Below are 18,185 nucleotides of genomic sequence, written 5' to 3' on the forward strand. Positions count from 1 at the left end.
CTGAAAAATGCAAGCAGCAGACTCGCCATTTAGGCCGTCTGCTGCTTTTCCAATTTAGAAGACAAAATTCCCGTCCTTAAACACTTGTATGGTTTTCCCGTCAGCCGTAGTCCCGGTGATTTCAAGATCAGCCGTGCCTATCATAAAGTCAACATGCACAATAGAATCATTGACACTGGCTTGTGCCAACTGGTCTTTACTCATGGTAGTGCCGTTTTCAATATTAATGGGATAGGCTTTGCCGATAGCAAAATGACAGGAAGCATTTTCATCAAATAAGGTATTATAAAACAAAATGTTAGAATTGGAGATTGGCGAGTCGAAAGGCACAAGCGCCACTTCGCCGAGATAATGTGAACCCTCATCGGTCTCAACCAATTTTTTGAGGACTTCATAACCTTCTTCTGCTTTGCAGTCGACAATCCGCCCATCTTTAAAGGTAAGAGAAAACTTGTCGATTAATGTGCCATTATAGTTTAACGGCTTAGCGCTGGCAACGGTGCCGTTAACCCCTGTTTTCTTAGGCATAGTAAATACTTCTTCTGTCGGCATATTGGCAACGAACTCAATCCCTTTTTCCGTATGCTCCGGTCCGCCAAGCCAGATATGTCCGTCCGGCAGCTCCACGGTTACGTCGGTACCGGCAGAATTTTTATAGTGCAGGTTTTTGAACTTGTGCGCATTTAAATATTGCATGCTCTTTTTCAAATTTTCACTATGCTGACGCCAAGCGGCAACCGGATCAGCAGTGTCTACACGCACGGCTTTTAAAATTGCCGTCCATAATTTTTCGACAGCTTCCTCTTCCGTTGCCTGGGGAAATACCTTCTTAGCCCAAGCTTTGGTAGGTATCGATACAATACTCCAGGCATTTCTATTGCTCATAATGCGTTCCCGGTATTCTTCAAGGGCTGTATTGCTGGCCTTTTGTACCCTTACTACCCTGTCGGGATCCACTTCTTTTAACAGCTCAGGGTCAGAGGCAGCAATGCTGACAAAGGCAGCTCCTGTTTTGGCGTAAGAGAGGTAAAACTCTTTTTGCCATTCAGGAAATTCATCAAAAATTTCGTCAGGTGCATGCAAAAATTTAATTTTGGACGATAACTCGTCCTTCCAATTCATAACCACTTCACGAGCACCGGACTGATAAGCCGTCTCAGCAATAACTCTGGCAAAATCGGCGCACTCAATCGGTGCAGTAACGATAAGAGTTTGGTTTTTTTGAATGTTTACGCCGGTCTTGATTAACAACTCAGCATATTTTTTAAGCACTGTATTATCCATAGTGACTCCTTTCCATGCGTTAAGCTATTTACTATATATATTCTAAACAAGCACAATGGTTACCATGCTAATAATGTTAGATTTTTTAAAAGCCCGCCCCTCTTTTTGCAAGGGGCAGGCCTTTAGTGGCACATTGTCCTATTGTTGCAACAATTCTACCGCCGCCGCACTTAACAGCGCCACAGCCTGAGGTAAAACGGCTTCATCAAAGTCAAACCGGAAATCATGGTGACCGGCAGCCAATTCTGTTCCAATCATAAGATAGGCCGCTTTACCGCCATGTTGCTGCACCCGTTCCATAAAGTAGGTACAATCTTCACTGGCGCCAAAGTAACAACTTGGCATAATTTCCTCAAAAATGCCCAATTTTTCAGCTACTCGCTCGATCCGCTCAACAAGACACAGATCATTTTCCGCCCCGGCAGCTCCGCCCATCTCCCGGATTACCACTTGGACGTCGTACATATCAGCGGCAGCCTTAATAATCCGCGTTGCTTCACTGCACATATACTCGTTAATTGCACTTGTTGTGCCTCTGGTTTCCAGCTTAATAACAGCATTGGCCGGAACAACGTTGCGCCCTGTGCCCGCTTCCAGCTGCCCTACATTAATCCGGGATGGCCCCTGGCTATGCCGGGCAATAGCATGTAAGTTAAGTGCAGCTGTCGCAGCAGCTAACAGCGCATTGCGCCCGGCTTCGGGAGCGGCACCGGCATGAGCAGCAACACCGGTAAATACAGCGTCGAGCTTAGTAGTTGCCAGAAATCCCTCGATCCGGCAAGCAAGCTGACCGATTTTTTTGGTATTAAAACCAATATGCATCCCCAATAAGAAATCAATATCATCGGCTACGCCTTTGACAGCCATAGCCCGAGCTCCGCGCACGCCTTCTTCCGCCGGCTGGAAAATTAACTTGACCGTACCGCTAAGTTCGTCCCGCAAGGAAGCCAATACTTCGGCAACAGCCAAGCCGATGGCGGTATGACCGTCATGGCCGCAGGCGTGCATGGCGCCGCGATTTACTGATGCAAAATGCTCTTTCACCGGACGGTGATTGGCATCTTCAGCTTCCAAAGCATCATTGGCATCCATGTCAAAGCGAATACCGATTGTTGGTCCCGGCTTAGCGCCTTTGAGTATTCCAACAACACCGGTTTTGCCGCCGCGCAATTTTTCGACCCACTTCGGATTGGCCCCCTGTGCCAGCGCCCGTTCAACATGCCGGTCGAGTTCGGCTGCTGACGGCACTCCCATCATAGCTTGTTCATCAACCACTTCCGCTCCAGCTAATACTTCATATCCCAACGCGGCTAACGTTTCAGCTACAATCGCCGCTGTGCGGAATTCTGTCCAGGCAACTTCGGCATGCTTGTGAAAGTCCTGCCGCCTGGCGATAGTTTTTTCTCTTAACTGCTCAGCCTTTTCTACCAAATTCGCTACCATAAGTTCCTCCTAAGTATAACTACATTAAGACAACCATTGTCACGATTGCCGCCAAAAGCATTGCCGGTCCATTACGTTTGGTCAATTCGACAGGATTTACGCCGGCCAGACCGGCACAAACGATGGCAGCTCCGGCAACCGGCGACATCGAGCGGCCAAGTGCGCCTACAACCTGTGCCTGTTGCCCCATTTGAATGATACCAAAACCAAACTGCTGCGCGTGGGGAGTAATGGCGCCATTAAAGGCCAGCGTGGCAGCATCACCCGAACCGGAAAGCACAGCGACAATAAACGGTCCAAATGTTGCTGCAAGCTTGGCAATACTCTCTGAATGCTTCATAGCGTCAATCAACGCACCGGTTAGTCCAATTAATTCCATGCCTTTATTAAACACAGCAGCAGCGATAATTATACCAACAACACTACCAAAGGCATCGCCCATGCCCGCAAAAAACTGTTTAGTAATCTCCTGGGCGTTGACCAGGGTAACAACAAAACCGAGAATTGTGCCAAAAATCATAGCCTGCGGCACAGTAACTTCGGGTATCACATGTACTTGTTTACTGCCTAATACTAAGAGTACTAGTGGCACAACCGGTACAATCGCTTTAATCAGATTTACTTTGAAAGATTCTGTTTCTTGTTTGTTTTCCACGTCCGACAACATTGTAACATTATGTTCTTTCCGGAGATAGGCAGTAGCGGTCAAAACAACGACAACAACAGCCAGCGCTGCTAAATCGGCAGGCGTTAATACCGCAATTACAGTCATAACATCCGTGTTTGCCAGTTTGGCTATAAACGGATTATGGGTAGCGCCAGGACTTAAGGTACTGCCCCAGGTGCCTGCTAACACAGCACTTCCAGCCAGAGCAGGATGAACTCCGGCACCAATTAATGCCGGAATCATAATGGCACCGACGGCGGCGGCACAACCGGCTGCGCTCGGCAAAGCTATATTAATGGCAAACGTAATCACAATGGTTCCGGGAATCAAAATTGGCCGGCATTTGGTTAATCCACCAGCTAATAAATGTACAAGATGAGCATCACATTTGGTCAGCTTCATAACATACGCAAAACCCATTACAGTACAAATAACAGTAACTAAGCCAGGATTGACCATGGCGGTAGCAAAAGCGTCAATAGCTACCAGCGGTTTTCCGGAAATCAACGCCATAATAAGACCGGAGGTGAATAAGACCATTCTTGTTTCATACCGTTTAATAATTGCAGCAAAGGTAAGTAAAACAATCAGACCGCCCAACCAAATCACATTCTTCTCCCCTTCATCTCTCATTATTTCATTGTGAACAAGTGTTACAATGTAACTATGTAACTTCTCTGAAATAGCACTATTATCCTGCTGGCTTTGGGAGTCTTATAAAATTTCAACGAATAAAAAAAAGCTAGCCCAGCCATGCGTTTTGCATAGCTAGGCTAGCATTCTTAACTATAATCGTAGTATTAATGATCGTGTCCGCCGCAGCACCCGCCGCCGTGCCCGTGTTCATGACCATGCTGACCGCCGCCACAGGTATGTTTGACACCATTATCCAATTTCATTTTTTGCATGCTGCCGCATTTCGGGCAGGCAATCTCATACCCATGTTTTCCACCTTCGGTGCAAGGGGGTTCTTCCCACACATGCTTGCAATCCACACATTCAAATACTCTGTTTTTCATAACATAGTTCCCTCCTTCAATGATTATGGCCCGTCCTTCCACCAGCGCCGTAGCGACTTTATGCCGAGCTGATTGCAGAATTCTCTGATAGGTAGGTCTAGTTAAACCCATCACGGCTGCACAAATGGCTTGTTCCCATCCTTTGACATCCTTCAGCCGAAGGGCCTCTAACTCTTCTAGTTGCAAAATAACCGGCTGATTATCTCCATCACTTTGTGTAGAAAACCTCCGGCATAGTGGTTCGTCATACACTAAACCGTGACAACGTCGCCTTGGCACCAGCAATCAACCTTTCTTTTGAGCATATGCTCATTTATAATTATATACCAAATTGCGGAAAAAATACAAGAGAAGAAAGAAAAAAAGATCTGAACCGCTTGTTGGGTTCAGATCATCTTTACCTTATTACCAACATATTATTAAAACTTACGTTAATCTATTCACATTTTTACGTAATTTGGGCGACAAGATCATCGCACCCACCAAACCAACGCCAGAAGTCATAAGTGAGCTTGGTATGTTAGCAAAAGCTGTTGCCAAGCTACCTGTTATTTGCCACCAAGCGACAATATAGCCACCTAACGTCCAGGCTGCTGCCACAACACACCCTAATAAAGCCCGCCACACCCACGTATTACCTGCATTACAGGCAATTGGTGCCGGCCATAATCCTTTGGCAATAAGTCCAACCAGTAGTCCGGCTGTACCCTTAATAACAAAAGACCATACGGTATATGGAGAAAAACCCATAAGAAGATCGTAAAAGGCCGAACCGATGGCTCCCGCCAAACCGGCGTACACACCACCAAAACAAATACCAACAGTAAAGAGAAAAGCTGTACCCAAATGCACCATAGCACCAACACCAAAGGGAATTTTAAGTGAAGTAGCCATAGCACACATTGCGGCCAGCACCCCAACATATACAATATCCTTTACTGTTAACCTGCGTTTATTAATCAAATTTACTCCCTCCCTCTTTCTCACTATTGGCCTTTGCCCACACCAATCCCAGCTGTGGCAAAACTGTTTCCAATAAAACACCCTCCCGCGTAGGAGTGTCTGCTTTATAAGTCGCTTTAATAGCCGCAGCCACAAAATCAGCAGCAAGTTTCATCGCTTCCGGCAAACTTTGGCGCCAAAGCAGTGCCCCTGCCAAAATGCTGGCAAAGATATCACCAGTCCCCGGGTAACGGGCTGGAATATGTTCACTAACAACTTCCCAAAAAGCGCCTGAGTTTTGTTCATAGCCAATATTCATAATTTGCCGGTTGCCGATAGGAATTCCTGTCATAACTACCTGAGAAGGACCAAATCCCGCCAGCCGGACAAGCCAGTCCTTCAGCAAATTGGGTTCCAGAATCCGCTCCTGATAACACTCTCCCAATAAGAAACAGGCTTCGGTAAAATTCGGCGTAATAATATCTGCTTTACAGATAAGTCTTTTCATATGCTCTTGCATCTTAGGCGTATAGACAGAATATAATCTACCTTCATCACCCATAACCGGATCAACCAGAACTAATGGTTTATTGGCGGAAAATTCATCAATAAATTCAGTAACAGTATCAATCTGTTCTCCTGAAGCCAAAAAGCCGCTATAAATACAGTCGAAGGAAATACCTTCACGTTTCCAATGCTGAAAAAAGTCGCTCATCTGGTCAGTAAAATCATGAAAAGCGACATCGCTAAATCCGCCTAAATGAGTGCTAAGCACGGCGGTAGGCAGCGGGCATACCTGAATCCCCATACAAGATAATATGGGCATAATCACTGTCAAAGAACAGCGTCCGACACAAGATATGTCATGAACGGCTGCAACCCTTGGAACTACTGGTCTCATTTTTTCTCCTTTCACTAACAAAACAGACTAGCTTCATGCAACGCTTATCCTGTGACTTAGATTAAATAGGCGTGGGAGATTCATCAGCCAATTGTCTTACCGCTCTAATGAGCACCTCAGCGCCGGCGGCAATATCCTCAATACTGGCCCACTCAGCCGGATTGTGGCTAATTCCCCCTTTGCAGGGTACGAATATCATACCGGTAAGGGTTAGTGCAGCCAAATGCATAGCATCATGCCCGGCGCCACTTGGCAGCAGCATGTACGAACAGCCACTGTCGTTTGCTACATTCTCCAGAAATTCGACTATTTCCCGGGAAATTTCCACAGGATTTTCATCAGTCAGTGTAATAATTTCCACTTTTACTCCCCGGCGCACCTGCAGTTCAGCGATACCAGCCTTAAGCGCCCGTACAACCTGCTGTTTACTGTTCAAGGAGATACCTCGGATATCCACGCCTAATTCGACACACCCAGGGATGACATTCATAACACCCGGCTCAGCTTTGACAATACCGGTTGTCCCCACAGTACCATTATGACCTTCCCTTGTTGCTAGGCTTTCTACCAACAGAATAATCTCGGCGGCGGCTGTTAACGCATCCTGGCGCATATTCATCGGAGTGGCACCCGAATGATCCGCTTGGCCGGTTAGAATAATTTTAAAACGACTAGGCGCAGCAATGCCGGTGACTATTCCAACCTGTTTTCCCATAGTCTCCAGTACTTTGCCTTGTTCAATATGCAGCTCTAGAAAGGCCTTTATCGGATTACCATATCGTGCCTCCGCAATCTGCTCAGGGGAAAGCCCCCGCTGACGCATTGCCTGGGCTAAGGTTACTCCCTGATTGTCTTTAAGCTGTTCCAGTTGTGACAGAGATAATTTTCCGCAAAAAGCTTTACTGCCTAACGTGGCCATGCCAAAACGGCTTGATTCTTCAGCCATAAACACGACTACTTCAACAGGATGAACGGTTTGCTCCAAACACCGGACAACTTCGATCGCAGCAAGTACACCGGCCACACCGTCAAAATTACCGCCACCAGGCACACTATCAATATGTGAACCCATCATAACCGGCGCAGCTTTGGGTCTAAGACCTTCCCTCCGGCCAATAAGATTACCGAAAGCATCTGTTCTGACATTCATACCGGCTTTTATCATCAATTGTTCAATTATATTACGGGCTTCCCAATCGGCATCACTAAAAGCTAGCCGCGTTATGCCGCCTTCTTGCCGGGCGCCAACTACCGACATTTTTTTGAAATCCTCGGTCAATCGTTGCGACGAAATCACTTTCTTCATTTCTCAGTACACTACCTCTCACAGCTGGCTTTGTCACCAGCTTTATCCATGTTCTTGGCAGCATTCGCGGGCTGGGCGCCTTTTACCTGCGTCAACATCATCCCGGCAAACATGAGTAAACAACCCATTAATTCCTGGAAGCTTAAGCGTTCGCCCAGCACGAGAAAACCACCTACTGCAGCAAACACTGTCTCCATACTCATGATGATAGCCGCATGCGAGGGTGGCGCGTATTTTTGTCCAATGGCTTGCAGGGTATAAGCAATTGCTACAGAAGCAATTCCTCCGTATAACAAGGGAACAATTCCTGCCATAAGGCCCGACAGGGTTATTGTTTCCAAGCACGAGGCTGTTACCAAACTAAGCGCTGAACAGGTTGCAGCCTGAAAAAAAGTTAAATGCAAAACATTCTTGACCCTGGCAGCAAAGTAATCAATAAGTAAAATATGTACAGACCAAAATAAGGCTCCGACTAACTGCAGTAAATCCCCATAAGAAATATAAAAATTTTCCTTTACGCATAACAAATATAAACCAACAACAGCAATACCTGAACTCACCCAATTAGTAAGACTTATGTAATGCCGCAAAAAAATACCCAGAATAGGTACAATTACAATATACAGACAAGTAATAAAGGCAGCTTTTCCGGCAGTGGTGTATACTAACCCAATCTGCTGCAAAGAAGCACCGGAAAATAAAATCAGACCTACCAGAAAACCTGCCTTTATTGCTGAAACAGATCCTGCCTTGGCAGTCTGCTGCTGGTCTTTGTTACGATAATACCAGATCAGCGGCAATAAAGAAGCCGCTCCCAGCGCAAACCTAAATCCATTAAAAGTAAAGGGACCTACATAATCCATCCCCACCCGCTGGGCTACAAACGCCAATCCCCAGATAGCGGCGGCCATCAGCAATAATATATTTGCCTTCATTGCACTCATGAATAAGACTCCTTTCCCTTCTGATATCTACTACTATACTTCTTCTGCAGCCTGATTAACCGGGTTAATAGCACAACAGCGCCAACTGCCAAGCCAACAATAAACCCTACCCAATATCCATAGGCTTGCAGGGTAGAATGTTTTGCCAGCAAATAGCCAACAGGCATACCAATAACCCAATAGGAAATGATTGCCACGACCATGGTTATCCGGACAACTTTATAGCCGCGCAAAGCGCCTTGAATGGGAGCTGCAATTGCATCAGAAAGTTGAAAGAAAATAGCATATATCAGGAAATTTTTAATTAGCTCCAATACGCCTGGCTCTTTCGTATAGAAACTTGCAATTGTAGTGTTAAAAGAAAGTAATAAGACCGCAAATATAACAGCAACCGTAACTGCGATTTTAATTCCCAGGTAACTATATTGTTTGGCATCCCAATAACGTTGCGCACCCGCTTCAAAGCCTACTACAATAGTCAAAGTAAAACCAATACTGAGTGGTACCATATACACCAAACCGGCAAAGTTAATGGCAGCCTGATGAGCGGCAATAACAGAAGTGCCATATTCGGCCATTAATATGGCCACAGCGGCAAAAATACTCACCTCAAAAAATATTGCCAACCCGATTGGGAAGCCAACAGCCGCCAGTTCTCGCCAGGCCTTAAACGAAATGCCGGTGAAATGCCCAAATATCCGATAGGTTTTAAAAGGCTTAATATAATGTACAACTATTATGTTCATAAACAAAATACACCAATAAGTCATGGCCGACGCATAGCCTGCGCCTACCCCACCAAGACGGGGAAATCCGTAGTTACCCAAAATAAGCAAATAATTTAGAGCAATATTTATTAGGACGCCAATAACCGTTATAATCATTGTTATACGGGTATATCCCAGCGCATCAATAAAATTCCGTAATACGGCCGATGCAAATACCGGAATTACGCCAATAGCCAGAGCCCTTAAAAAATCGTACGCAATCTGGTGGACTGACGCTTCCAGATGCATTACATTAAGCGCTGGGGCCAGCAAAAGCCACCCCAGAATAATTACCGCTCCACCGATTGCCAGCGCTGCATACAGAGCCTGTATTACAAAAAACGGCATTTCCTGTTTCCTGCCCGCTCCATGCAGCTGTGCCAAAATTGGGGTAACTCCACTCAAGACCCCGTAAGTTCCGGTAAATATAGGTAACCACATATTTGCCCCGATAGCAACCCCGGCTAAATCATAATGACTAACCTGCCCGGACATAACCGTATCAAAAAAGCCTATTGCCGTGAGAGATACTTGGGTAATAAATATAGGAAAAAAAATCACAAGAAATTGAATTATTTTCTCCTGCACCGAAAACGTTTGTTTCACACACTCACCTCAAATAATTGAAGAAAAACCAAACTACGAATCTTGTCAAAATTAGAGTAGGTTAATCTTAGGATAATTTCTCTATAAGGAAATGTAAAAGACTTGGCTTATGCCAAGCCTTTCCAGGCTCATTCGACATTTTTCCAGTAAAAAACTTGCTATTATCAATATATTATCATCATTCTACCGCTCCGTCCAGTTTATACCATTCATAAATAGTGCTCATTTATATATGCCACAAGGACAACACACTGTAAACATAGCATGTTTACAGTGTTTCCGAGTATGCTTTAGCTATCTCCTTAACAAGTTTACACACTATACATACTGACACTTGCAGGAAATAGGCAATACAATCTAGTATATGCTTAAACTGGAGGGATAAAAATGCAGAAAAAATATACGTTAGGTTTCGGCGCTATAGAGCTCACAGTAACTTTGCCCGAAAAACAAGTAATTCAAGTTGTGGAAGGTAAATCCGTGAAAGCCATCACCGATATACCTGCCGCAATAAAAGCAGCAGTAACCAACCCTATTGATTCCCCGCCACTGCAACAGGTTATAACGTCAGGCGACAAAGTAGCCATTATTGCCAGCGATATTACCCGGCAGTGGATTAAATATCACGAATTTCTGCCTGCTCTATTAAATGAACTCAATGCTGCCGGTATACCTGACAGCGATATCACTCTGGTAGTCAGCCTCGGCGCTCACCGCCGTCATACCGACGAGGAAAATATTTTGGTGTATGGCGCAGAAGCAGTCGACCGTATTCAAATTATTCAAAGCTATGCACCGGACGCCGAGGATTTTGTCTTTGTCGGCACAACCTCCCGCGGGGTGCAAGTTTATATCAATAAACATGTTGCCCATGCGGACAAAGTCATTCTGACAGGCGGCATCGTCTACCATCCGATGGCAGGCTTCGCCGGCGGCCGCAAGGCCATTTTGCCCGGAGTGTCCGGCTATGCCACTATCCAAGGCAACCATAGTTTCTGCCTGCACGATGTTGTCGGTCAAGGCATTAGCCCTCATTGTAGTTCCGGTAAAATAGAAGGCAACAATATGCATGAAGATATGACCGAAATTGCCGCCATGCTCAACCCGTCCTTCCTTGTCAACACTGTGTACACACCAGAAGGGAAATTCGCGCGGTTTGTTGCCGGTCACTGGTATAATGCCTGGCTGGAAGGCTGCAAAACAGTAAAAGAAATCTTCGGCGTCCCCATAAAAGCCAAAACCGATCTGGTTATCGCTTCTGCCGGCGGTTTTCCCAAAGATATGAATCTGTACCAAGGCTCTAAAACCACCGACAATGCAGTTATGGCCGCCAAAGATGACGGTGTTATAATTGTTCTCCTGGAATGCCGCGATATAATGGAACCACCCGATTTTAGCGGCTGGTTTAACTACGAATCATTGTATGAACGGGAACTGGCACTACGCAAAGCCTTTACCGTGCCAGGATTCATCGCTCTCAAAACCGGTCTGATGTGCAAAAAAGTGCCGCACATTATTGTTACCCTCCCTGAAAACAAAGCATTTGTCGAGAAAGCCGGAATGATTGCAGCTACCACCCTGGAAGAAGCCCTGGCAATTGCCGAGCAAAAATTAGGACGCAAAGATTATACCATTACGGTTATGCCGCATGCAGCCAACACGGTACCGCTGCCACCGGAAAACTAAGAGTCAAGGGGCTGTTCATAGCAGCCCCTTTTGTTTTTTATAGGAATATATTCTTAGCAGTAATTCTTTTTTTGCACAGCTTGTAATACGAATGATTGCAGAATACCTGTTTCTAAATTACTATAGTAAAAGCAACTAATAAGAGAAAAATGTTAATGCTATTTTGGGAAAGCATGTAAAAAGAAGGACTTGTCGTTAAGTTATGGTTAAAGGGGAATGAATATGTATTCCAAAGAATTCAGATGTAGACGCTGGGTTCGATCTTTAGTTATATCACCGCTTATTTTTTTAGTAGCTCTCTATGTTTTGCTGGAAGAATTTATTGAAACTGTAGTAAAACCGTTAGTAGAGCGTGTTTCAAACTGGAGAATTCTGCAGAGAATAGAGAAATTTTTGCATAAGCGCAACCCGTATACTTTGTTTGCCATCTACTCCGTAAAACTAATCTTATTTTCCAGCATCAAATTTCTTTCCCTGTATTGGATTAGCCAAGGCCGCATATATGGTCCGCCTTTGCTGATTACCGGCGAATTATGCGGAGCCGCATTGACTGTATGGTATGCTAAGGTAGCATTACCTGCATTATTGACGCTGCGTTGGTTTGCTGCCGGTTACCAAAAGGCAGTTATGCTAAAAAACCTGTTACTTAGCAAGCTAAAAGCAATGCGGGCGTATCAATATGCTAAATACAAAGCGCAGCAGGTCAGGCATAAACTACGTGATCTGAAACAGTATGTACTGCGCGTGAGTAAACGTGAAGGAAAAGGATATTCTACATTGAAAGCCATGTACCGGTTCGTAAACCGTAAACGGTAACATGAATTTACTGTAGACAAGATGCTCTGCCAACGATATGATAAGTGTAGCTATTAAAGACACTTTGATGATAAAAATCGTTAATAGTGTAGTAAATAGAGACTCCACAAAGAACAATTACTGGGAGGAGCGTTGGGGAATGGAAATGGTAACTCTTGAGCAGTCCTATGCAAAGTTGAAGATGATTCTGGATAATCCTTTTGAGGGAAGCATGGCAATTGACGAAACCGGCACAGTTTTTTTTGCTAACTCATTTTTTTTGGAAATTCTAAACCGGGCTGAACAGGATGTTATCGGCAAAAAGGTGTGGGATGTCATTCCTTCCTGCCGCCTGTTCGAGACAGTCGGACAAGGCTATTCCATATGGGGCGAAACCTTGTCAATTAACGCCAAAGAATTTTTAGTGGCGCGGTTTCCTTTAAAAAAGGATGGGCGGACGGTAGGGGCTATGGTTAAGACACTGTTTCCTGACCAGAGTACTGCCAAAGAAATTATGAATAAGGTATCCCGCCCGGCCAAACCGGAAAATAGTATAAAAAACACGCTTTGTACTTGCCGGGATATTATCGGTGAAACTCCCCCCATGTTATATGTAAAGAAATTGGCCCGGCGAGCTTCCAGGACCAGTTCCACCTTACTCATTACCGGCGAGAGTGGTACCGGCAAAGAGATCATTGCTCAGGCCATTCATACCCGCTCTGTTCGAAGAGAAGGACCATTTATCAGTGTAAACTGCGGCGCTATTCCGGAAAATCTTCTTGAATCGGAATTGTTCGGTTATGTGGATGGCGCCTTTACCGGGGCTAAAAAAGGTGGAAAACCCGGGAAATTTGAGTTGGCTGACGGTGGCACTATTTTACTGGATGAGATCGGCGATATGCCATTATTCATGCAGGTAAAATTACTGCGAGTACTGCAAGACCGGGAAGTTTGGCGAATTGGGGCTACGACCCCGACCAAACTGGACGTACGGGTTATGGCCTCCACACACACCGATCTTATACAACTGGTGAAAGAAAAACATTTTCGCGAAGATCTGTATTACCGCCTAAACGTACTGGAAATCAAGATGCCTGCTTTGCGGGAAAGAATTGAGGATTTACCGCTGCTTATTCATGCCTTAATTCAACGTATCAATCACAAAATCGGTGCCGATGCCACCGGCGTCTCCCCCGAATCTCTGGAAATAATGAAAAAATACAGCTGGCCGGGGAATGTGCGGGAATTGGAAAACCGCTTGGAGCAGGCCATCAACTGGAGTGACGACCACATCGTTGATATTCGCAACATTCCGGTAAGACCCTGGGAAGAAGAGAATAACTATACACCGGTAAGTACCGATATCGGTTTCCGGGGCTGCATTCAGGAGACCGAGCGGGATTTGATTATAAGTGCCCTGGAGCAGGCAAAGGGAAACAAGGCGCAAGCGGCACGAACGCTGAATATGCAGCGTTCGGTTTTATATAAAAAAATAGGAAGACTAGGAATATAGGTGTATTCTTTGTGTACACCTGTCTCCTATCGATACGGTAAAACAGCTCGTGGGCTAGAAAACCACGGGCTGTTTTTTTTGCTGTAACGTCAATTTTTAAGTTATGCAAGAACCGGATAAAATAAGAAAGGCTTCGCTTCTCTAACGGTTCGCCGTCAAACCGTTTTTCTTTACGGTAAAATTACTGCGGATAAATCTATGAGTTGGCATAGTTATTGCAATTGTATGAAAACACTGATGGCCATCAGTTTCATCCAACAAAAGATTGATATTTGAAGGAGGGAAAGTAAGTGTCTAAATTTACTAATAAAGTCAAGTCCATTGATGAAGCACTCAGTTCCATTCCCAAAAGTGGCGCAACCATTATGATGGGAGGATTTGTTGGGGCCGGCGAGCCAACTTGCTGCATCGAATGGCTAATCAAGCATCAAGTCAAGGACATAACGCTGATTACGAATGAGCCGGGCTTAAGTGGGTTTGGCAGAGCCATGTTATATAAGAATGGTTTGGTGCGCGAGATTATTTCCAGTCATGTTGGTACGACGCAAGAATCAACAGATGAATATCTGAAAGGCAACCTAAAAGTAGAACAATTTTATCCGATGGGGACCTGGATCGAGAAAGTACGGGCAGGTGCCATGGGGCTTGGCGGCGTACTTGTCCCTGTTGGTGTAGGCATACTGGATGATCCTGAACTGTTTCCCGAGATGACAGAGCCAAAACAAATCATTGAAGTAAACGGTATCAAGTGCTTTGTGGAAGCAGCACTGAGAGCACCGGTTGGACTTGTCAAAGCCTGGCGTGCCGATGAAATGGGTAATCTCGAGTATCGGCAGACCAGCACAAATTGCAATCCAATGGTAGCGATGGCTTGCGACTATACCATTGCCGAGGTCGAAGAAATTGTTCCTGTTGGTACTATTCCGCCGGAACGGGTTGGGACACCGGCACCGTTTGTGCAAGCGGTGGTTAAGGGCTTAAGTTTAGAACAACATGATGATCTTTACCGTCAGCACTGGCTGAAGATTGGTAAATTGACCCCTGAAAAATAAACATTTTAGGAGGGACTGACATGGATCCGAGAGTATTAATAGCCAAACGTGTCGCACAAGAATTTAAAGACGGACAACTTGTGAATTTAGGATTTGGTATGCCAACGCAGGCATCTAATTATTTGCCGGAAGGCGTTCAGGTCATGTTTCATGCTGAAAATGGTGTCTTTGGCGTTGGCCCTAGACCGGCCGCCGCAAAAGCTTCCGCCGATATGACCAATGCCGGTTCAGAACCTGTCACACTGATGCCGGGAGCCGCCATTATGGATTTGGCTACTTCGTTGGGAGCCATGCGAAGCGGAGTTCTGGACATCACAGTGCTCGGTGCTTTGGAAGTTGATCAGTTAGGGAATATCGCCAATTGGGCGGTGCGGCGTAATGGAAAATGGTGGCCCGGCATTGGCGGGGCCATGGACTTATGCTATGGTACGGAACAAGTAGTTGCCTGCCTCATGCATACCGACAAGGACGGCGCCTCTAAAATTCTAAAAAAATGCACCTTACCTCTGACCGGCAAAAGTTGCGTTAAGACTATTATTACAGATAAAGCGGTTTTTGCTGTTGGGGAAAATGTCCTCATTTTAAAAGAACATGCTCCTGGCGTGACCTTAGAAGAAATTAAAGCGTGTACTGAGGCCGACTTTATTGTTGCCGACACATTCCGTGAAATGAATTTATAGTCGGCATGTTTATATAGAGGTCTGCCCGGCAGGCCTCTCCATCAACACAAGAGAGGAGCTTTATGAGCCTTATGGATAATCCCGTAGGTGAAAATATTATTGAAAACTCAATACTGTTTTGCAAGAAACATCTGCAGCCCATTGCCAGAGAATTGGATGCTAACGGCCGGTTCCCTACCGAGCTTTTAGGAATAATGGGCGAATTAGGATTTTTCGGTATGAATTATAGCCCTGAATATGGCGGGGGTGGGTATGATTCCGTTACTACCCACCAGGTAGCCAAGGAAATTGCCAAAGTCAGCCCGGGGGTGGCACTAACCCTTCACGTGCATTGGATGGCAATCGATGTTCTTTTTAAATTTGGTACCGAAGAGCAAAAACGCCGCTACCTGCCTGATCTGCTGCAGGGCCGAAAAGTTGCGGCCTATACTGTCAGCGAGGCCCAAGCCGGCTCTGATGCCGCTGCAATTAAGGCAACCGCCGCTCAGACAGACGCCGGTTGGCTTTTAAACGGGGCTAAGTATTTTTGTACTAACGGTGGATTAGCCGATCTTTATTTTGTTGCTTTTAAGACAGATGTCGAGGCCGGGGCCAAAGGCATCAGCATGTTTGTCATCGAAAAAGGCAATCCTGGTTTTCGAATTGGTGATCCTGAAGAAAAAATGGGTTGTAGAAGCTCATATACCACAGGTCTTCAATTTGAAAATTGTGTAATCCCCCCCGGGAATCTGCTGGGGAATGTCAATGAAGGCTTCAAAATTGCTATGTATGGTTTGGTAGGCGGACGTCTGGGCATGGCCTCCATGGGACTGGGAATTGCCGAAGCGGCTTTGGGAACTTCCGCTAAGTATGCCAATCGGAGAAGCGCATTTGGTAAGCCGCTGACTTCCCTGTTCGCCATTCAGGAAATGCTGGCAGATATGTATGTTAAACTGGAGGCGGCTAACTTATTGGTAGCCGAAACGGCCAGGAAAAGAGACAGCGGTAAGGATTATGCACTAGATACCTCGGTGGCCAAACTTTTTGTCACAGAAGTGGTTAATGAGGTTTGTCATAAGGCTTTGCAGATATTCGGCGGCCACGGTTATATGAAGTACAATGATGTAGAGCGGTATGCCCGGGATGCAAGACTGCTTGATATCGGTGTTGGGGCATCTGAAGTGCTAAAAATGGTTGTTGGTTCGGCAGTTGCAAAAATTAAAGGAAGTGACCATTGATTTTATAATAGTAGGAGGATAATGCATGGATTATGCCATAAAAAAACGTTTCGACAATAAGCTGACGATGGGAATTGCGGGTGTCATCCTATGCTTTGTATACGCCCTGATTTACTGGCCTGTCTGGGCTATGGCGGCAAAAGCGATTATTACGTCTACGGCTGCCGTAGGATTACAGGCAGTTGAACCGGCGGTAGCGAAAAAATTTATAGCCACATTTGCTGAGGGCACTTTTTTCTGGTGTAGCATTAGCGCCTGGATTTGGCAGACATTAATATTTGGTAACTACGGAAAATACAAGTGGACCGCCCTTCAACCCGGTGCCGGAATTTGGTACACCTTTCTCAGTTTCCTTTGTGGCAGTGCAGCTTATTTACTTGTGATATCCTTCATTGGCATATGGTGGAAGCCCTTTAATCTCATTCTCATGTTTGCTCCTAAAAGTGCGGAAGAAGTTCATTTGGCCCTGGAAGCATGGGAGGCTTCTAATTTCTATGTATTACCCGTCATTATAGTGCAAATTCCTTTTGTATCACTTTTTCAAAAACGGCCATGGGCCGGTAACTTAAAACCGCCCCTTGACGGGCTGGCAGTAATGATGACAAGTTCATTCTTTGCCTTGTTGATCTGGATAGCTATGTTTGTACCCAGCTTTATGCATTTTCAATTGGGCGGACACGCCGTTACCGGCCAACCGCTGGGATCTTGGCCGGCTGTGCTGGCCTTTTGCCAAGGATTTATTTTCTGGTTTCTGATTCCGGCAGAGGGCGGTGAAGGCTATCCATATAAACTATTTACCAGCAAACAGCCTTGGATGGGACTTATAGGCTTGGCAGCAGCTTTACTATGCGGTGGCTATCTAACCCCAATGGTATATGTTAAGCTGATTAACACTTTCCATATTAATCCTGGTGTGAACCCCTATATAACAGCCGCATCGCTGGAACTCTCTCTAATTGTTACTATGTTGTGCTGGCACCATTTGTTTGACGACTATCCCGGAGCGGAAACAGTACCAGGCATTGGACGTCGTGTGCTGCTTCGTGTGGGTATCTGGCTTGGACTCGGAACTGTTTTCGGTTTTACGTGGCTGGAAGCTTACAAACTACTTCCCTTCGCCGGCAATGATTTAGGAATGGGATTTCCGGTAATGGGCTTATTGGCAGGACAGTTTGCTTTACTAATGGTATTCCTTTACTTTAATACTTTTTTTGACAAATGGCCGCTCATTTACAAAGAAACGGTAAAATGATAGTTACATTCTAATCGTGAAGCCCGAACCACTGCGCAATAAAATGCACAGAGTTCGGGCTTTTTCTAATTGTGTGACTAAGATTGTTCCCCCTTCTCTACTGTTGTAACA

Annotated in this window: 16 protein-coding genes; 7 read left to right on the forward strand and 9 right to left on the reverse strand. The window is 45.5% G+C overall.

Features of this window, described 5'->3' with window-relative positions; genetic code table 11:
• Nucleotides 1–54: 54 nt before the first annotated feature.
• The 9 genes from SRRS_RS21460 to SRRS_RS21500 form a co-directional block, all read right to left on the reverse strand.
• Nucleotides 55–1,284 (reverse strand): aminopeptidase, encoded by a 1,230-nt coding sequence (locus tag SRRS_RS21460; protein ID WP_371363405.1) that lies wholly within the window; start codon nucleotides 1,282–1,284, stop codon nucleotides 55–57.
• 138 nt (nucleotides 1,285–1,422) lie between these two features.
• Nucleotides 1,423–2,727, reverse strand: a complete 1,305-nt coding sequence (locus SRRS_RS21465; RefSeq protein WP_371363406.1) for an amidohydrolase — start codon at nucleotides 2,725–2,727, stop codon at nucleotides 1,423–1,425.
• A 19-nt stretch (nucleotides 2,728–2,746) separates the two neighbouring features.
• A complete protein-coding gene (gene dcuC, locus SRRS_RS21470; RefSeq protein ID WP_371363408.1) occupies nucleotides 2,747–4,003 on the reverse strand; it encodes a C4-dicarboxylate transporter DcuC in 1,257 nt (418 codons plus the stop codon).
• Nucleotides 4,004–4,194: 191 nt separating this feature from the next.
• The gene (locus tag SRRS_RS21475) at nucleotides 4,195–4,692 is read right to left on the reverse strand and encodes a DUF134 domain-containing protein (RefSeq protein WP_371363409.1); all 498 of its coding nucleotides are present in this window, start codon (nucleotides 4,690–4,692) and stop codon (nucleotides 4,195–4,197) included.
• A 147-nt stretch (nucleotides 4,693–4,839) separates the two neighbouring features.
• Complete coding sequence (locus SRRS_RS21480; protein ID WP_371363410.1) at nucleotides 4,840–5,376, reverse strand: ECF transporter S component; 537 nt, start codon at nucleotides 5,374–5,376, stop codon at nucleotides 4,840–4,842.
• Nucleotides 5,369–6,256 (reverse strand): pyridoxamine kinase, encoded by an 888-nt coding sequence (locus tag SRRS_RS21485; RefSeq protein ID WP_371363412.1) that lies wholly within the window; start codon nucleotides 6,254–6,256, stop codon nucleotides 5,369–5,371. Before SRRS_RS21485 ends, SRRS_RS21480 begins: the two co-directional genes overlap by 8 nt.
• 61 nt (nucleotides 6,257–6,317) lie before the next feature.
• Nucleotides 6,318–7,553: a Zn-dependent hydrolase gene (locus tag SRRS_RS21490; protein WP_371369907.1), complete on the reverse strand. Its 1,236-nt coding sequence runs from the start codon at nucleotides 7,551–7,553 to the stop codon at nucleotides 6,318–6,320.
• A gap of 20 nt (nucleotides 7,554–7,573) precedes the next feature.
• The gene (locus tag SRRS_RS21495) at nucleotides 7,574–8,506 is read right to left on the reverse strand and encodes a DMT family transporter (protein WP_371363413.1); all 933 of its coding nucleotides are present in this window, start codon (nucleotides 8,504–8,506) and stop codon (nucleotides 7,574–7,576) included.
• Nucleotides 8,503–9,879: an MATE family efflux transporter gene (locus tag SRRS_RS21500; protein ID WP_371363415.1), complete on the reverse strand. Its 1,377-nt coding sequence runs from the start codon at nucleotides 9,877–9,879 to the stop codon at nucleotides 8,503–8,505. The genes SRRS_RS21495 and SRRS_RS21500 overlap by 4 nt, the downstream gene beginning before the upstream one ends.
• 387 nt (nucleotides 9,880–10,266) lie before the next feature.
• Between SRRS_RS21500 and larA the strand changes: the two genes are divergently transcribed.
• The 7 genes from larA to SRRS_RS21535 all read left to right on the forward strand — a co-directional run bounded on the left by larA (nucleotide 10,267) and on the right by SRRS_RS21535 (nucleotide 18,074).
• Nucleotides 10,267–11,565: a nickel-dependent lactate racemase gene (gene larA, locus SRRS_RS21505; RefSeq protein ID WP_371363416.1), complete on the forward strand. Its 1,299-nt coding sequence runs from the start codon at nucleotides 10,267–10,269 to the stop codon at nucleotides 11,563–11,565.
• Between the two features lie 222 nt (nucleotides 11,566–11,787).
• Nucleotides 11,788–12,381: a hypothetical protein gene (locus SRRS_RS21510; RefSeq protein WP_371363417.1), complete on the forward strand. Its 594-nt coding sequence runs from the start codon at nucleotides 11,788–11,790 to the stop codon at nucleotides 12,379–12,381.
• Between the two features lie 139 nt (nucleotides 12,382–12,520).
• Nucleotides 12,521–13,873, forward strand: coding sequence for a sigma-54 interaction domain-containing protein (locus SRRS_RS21515; RefSeq protein ID WP_371363418.1), 1,353 nt, complete (start codon nucleotides 12,521–12,523; stop codon nucleotides 13,871–13,873).
• A 290-nt stretch (nucleotides 13,874–14,163) separates the two neighbouring features.
• Nucleotides 14,164–14,925: a CoA transferase subunit A gene (locus tag SRRS_RS21520; RefSeq protein ID WP_371363420.1), complete on the forward strand. Its 762-nt coding sequence runs from the start codon at nucleotides 14,164–14,166 to the stop codon at nucleotides 14,923–14,925.
• Nucleotides 14,926–14,945: 20 nt separating this feature from the next.
• On the forward strand, nucleotides 14,946–15,605 hold the full coding sequence (locus SRRS_RS21525; RefSeq protein WP_371363421.1) for a 3-oxoacid CoA-transferase subunit B: 660 nt from the start codon (nucleotides 14,946–14,948) through the stop codon (nucleotides 15,603–15,605).
• A gap of 71 nt (nucleotides 15,606–15,676) precedes the next feature.
• The gene (locus tag SRRS_RS21530) at nucleotides 15,677–16,822 is read left to right on the forward strand and encodes an acyl-CoA dehydrogenase family protein (protein WP_371363423.1); all 1,146 of its coding nucleotides are present in this window, start codon (nucleotides 15,677–15,679) and stop codon (nucleotides 16,820–16,822) included.
• Between the two features lie 25 nt (nucleotides 16,823–16,847).
• Entirely contained in the window at nucleotides 16,848–18,074 is a 1,227-nt protein-coding gene (locus SRRS_RS21535; RefSeq protein WP_371363424.1) for a hypothetical protein, read from the forward strand.
• The last annotated feature ends 111 nt before the right edge of the window (nucleotides 18,075–18,185 follow it).

Source organism: Sporomusa rhizae, assembly GCF_041428845.1.
GTDB lineage: Bacteria > Bacillota > Negativicutes > Sporomusales > Sporomusaceae > Sporomusa > Sporomusa rhizae.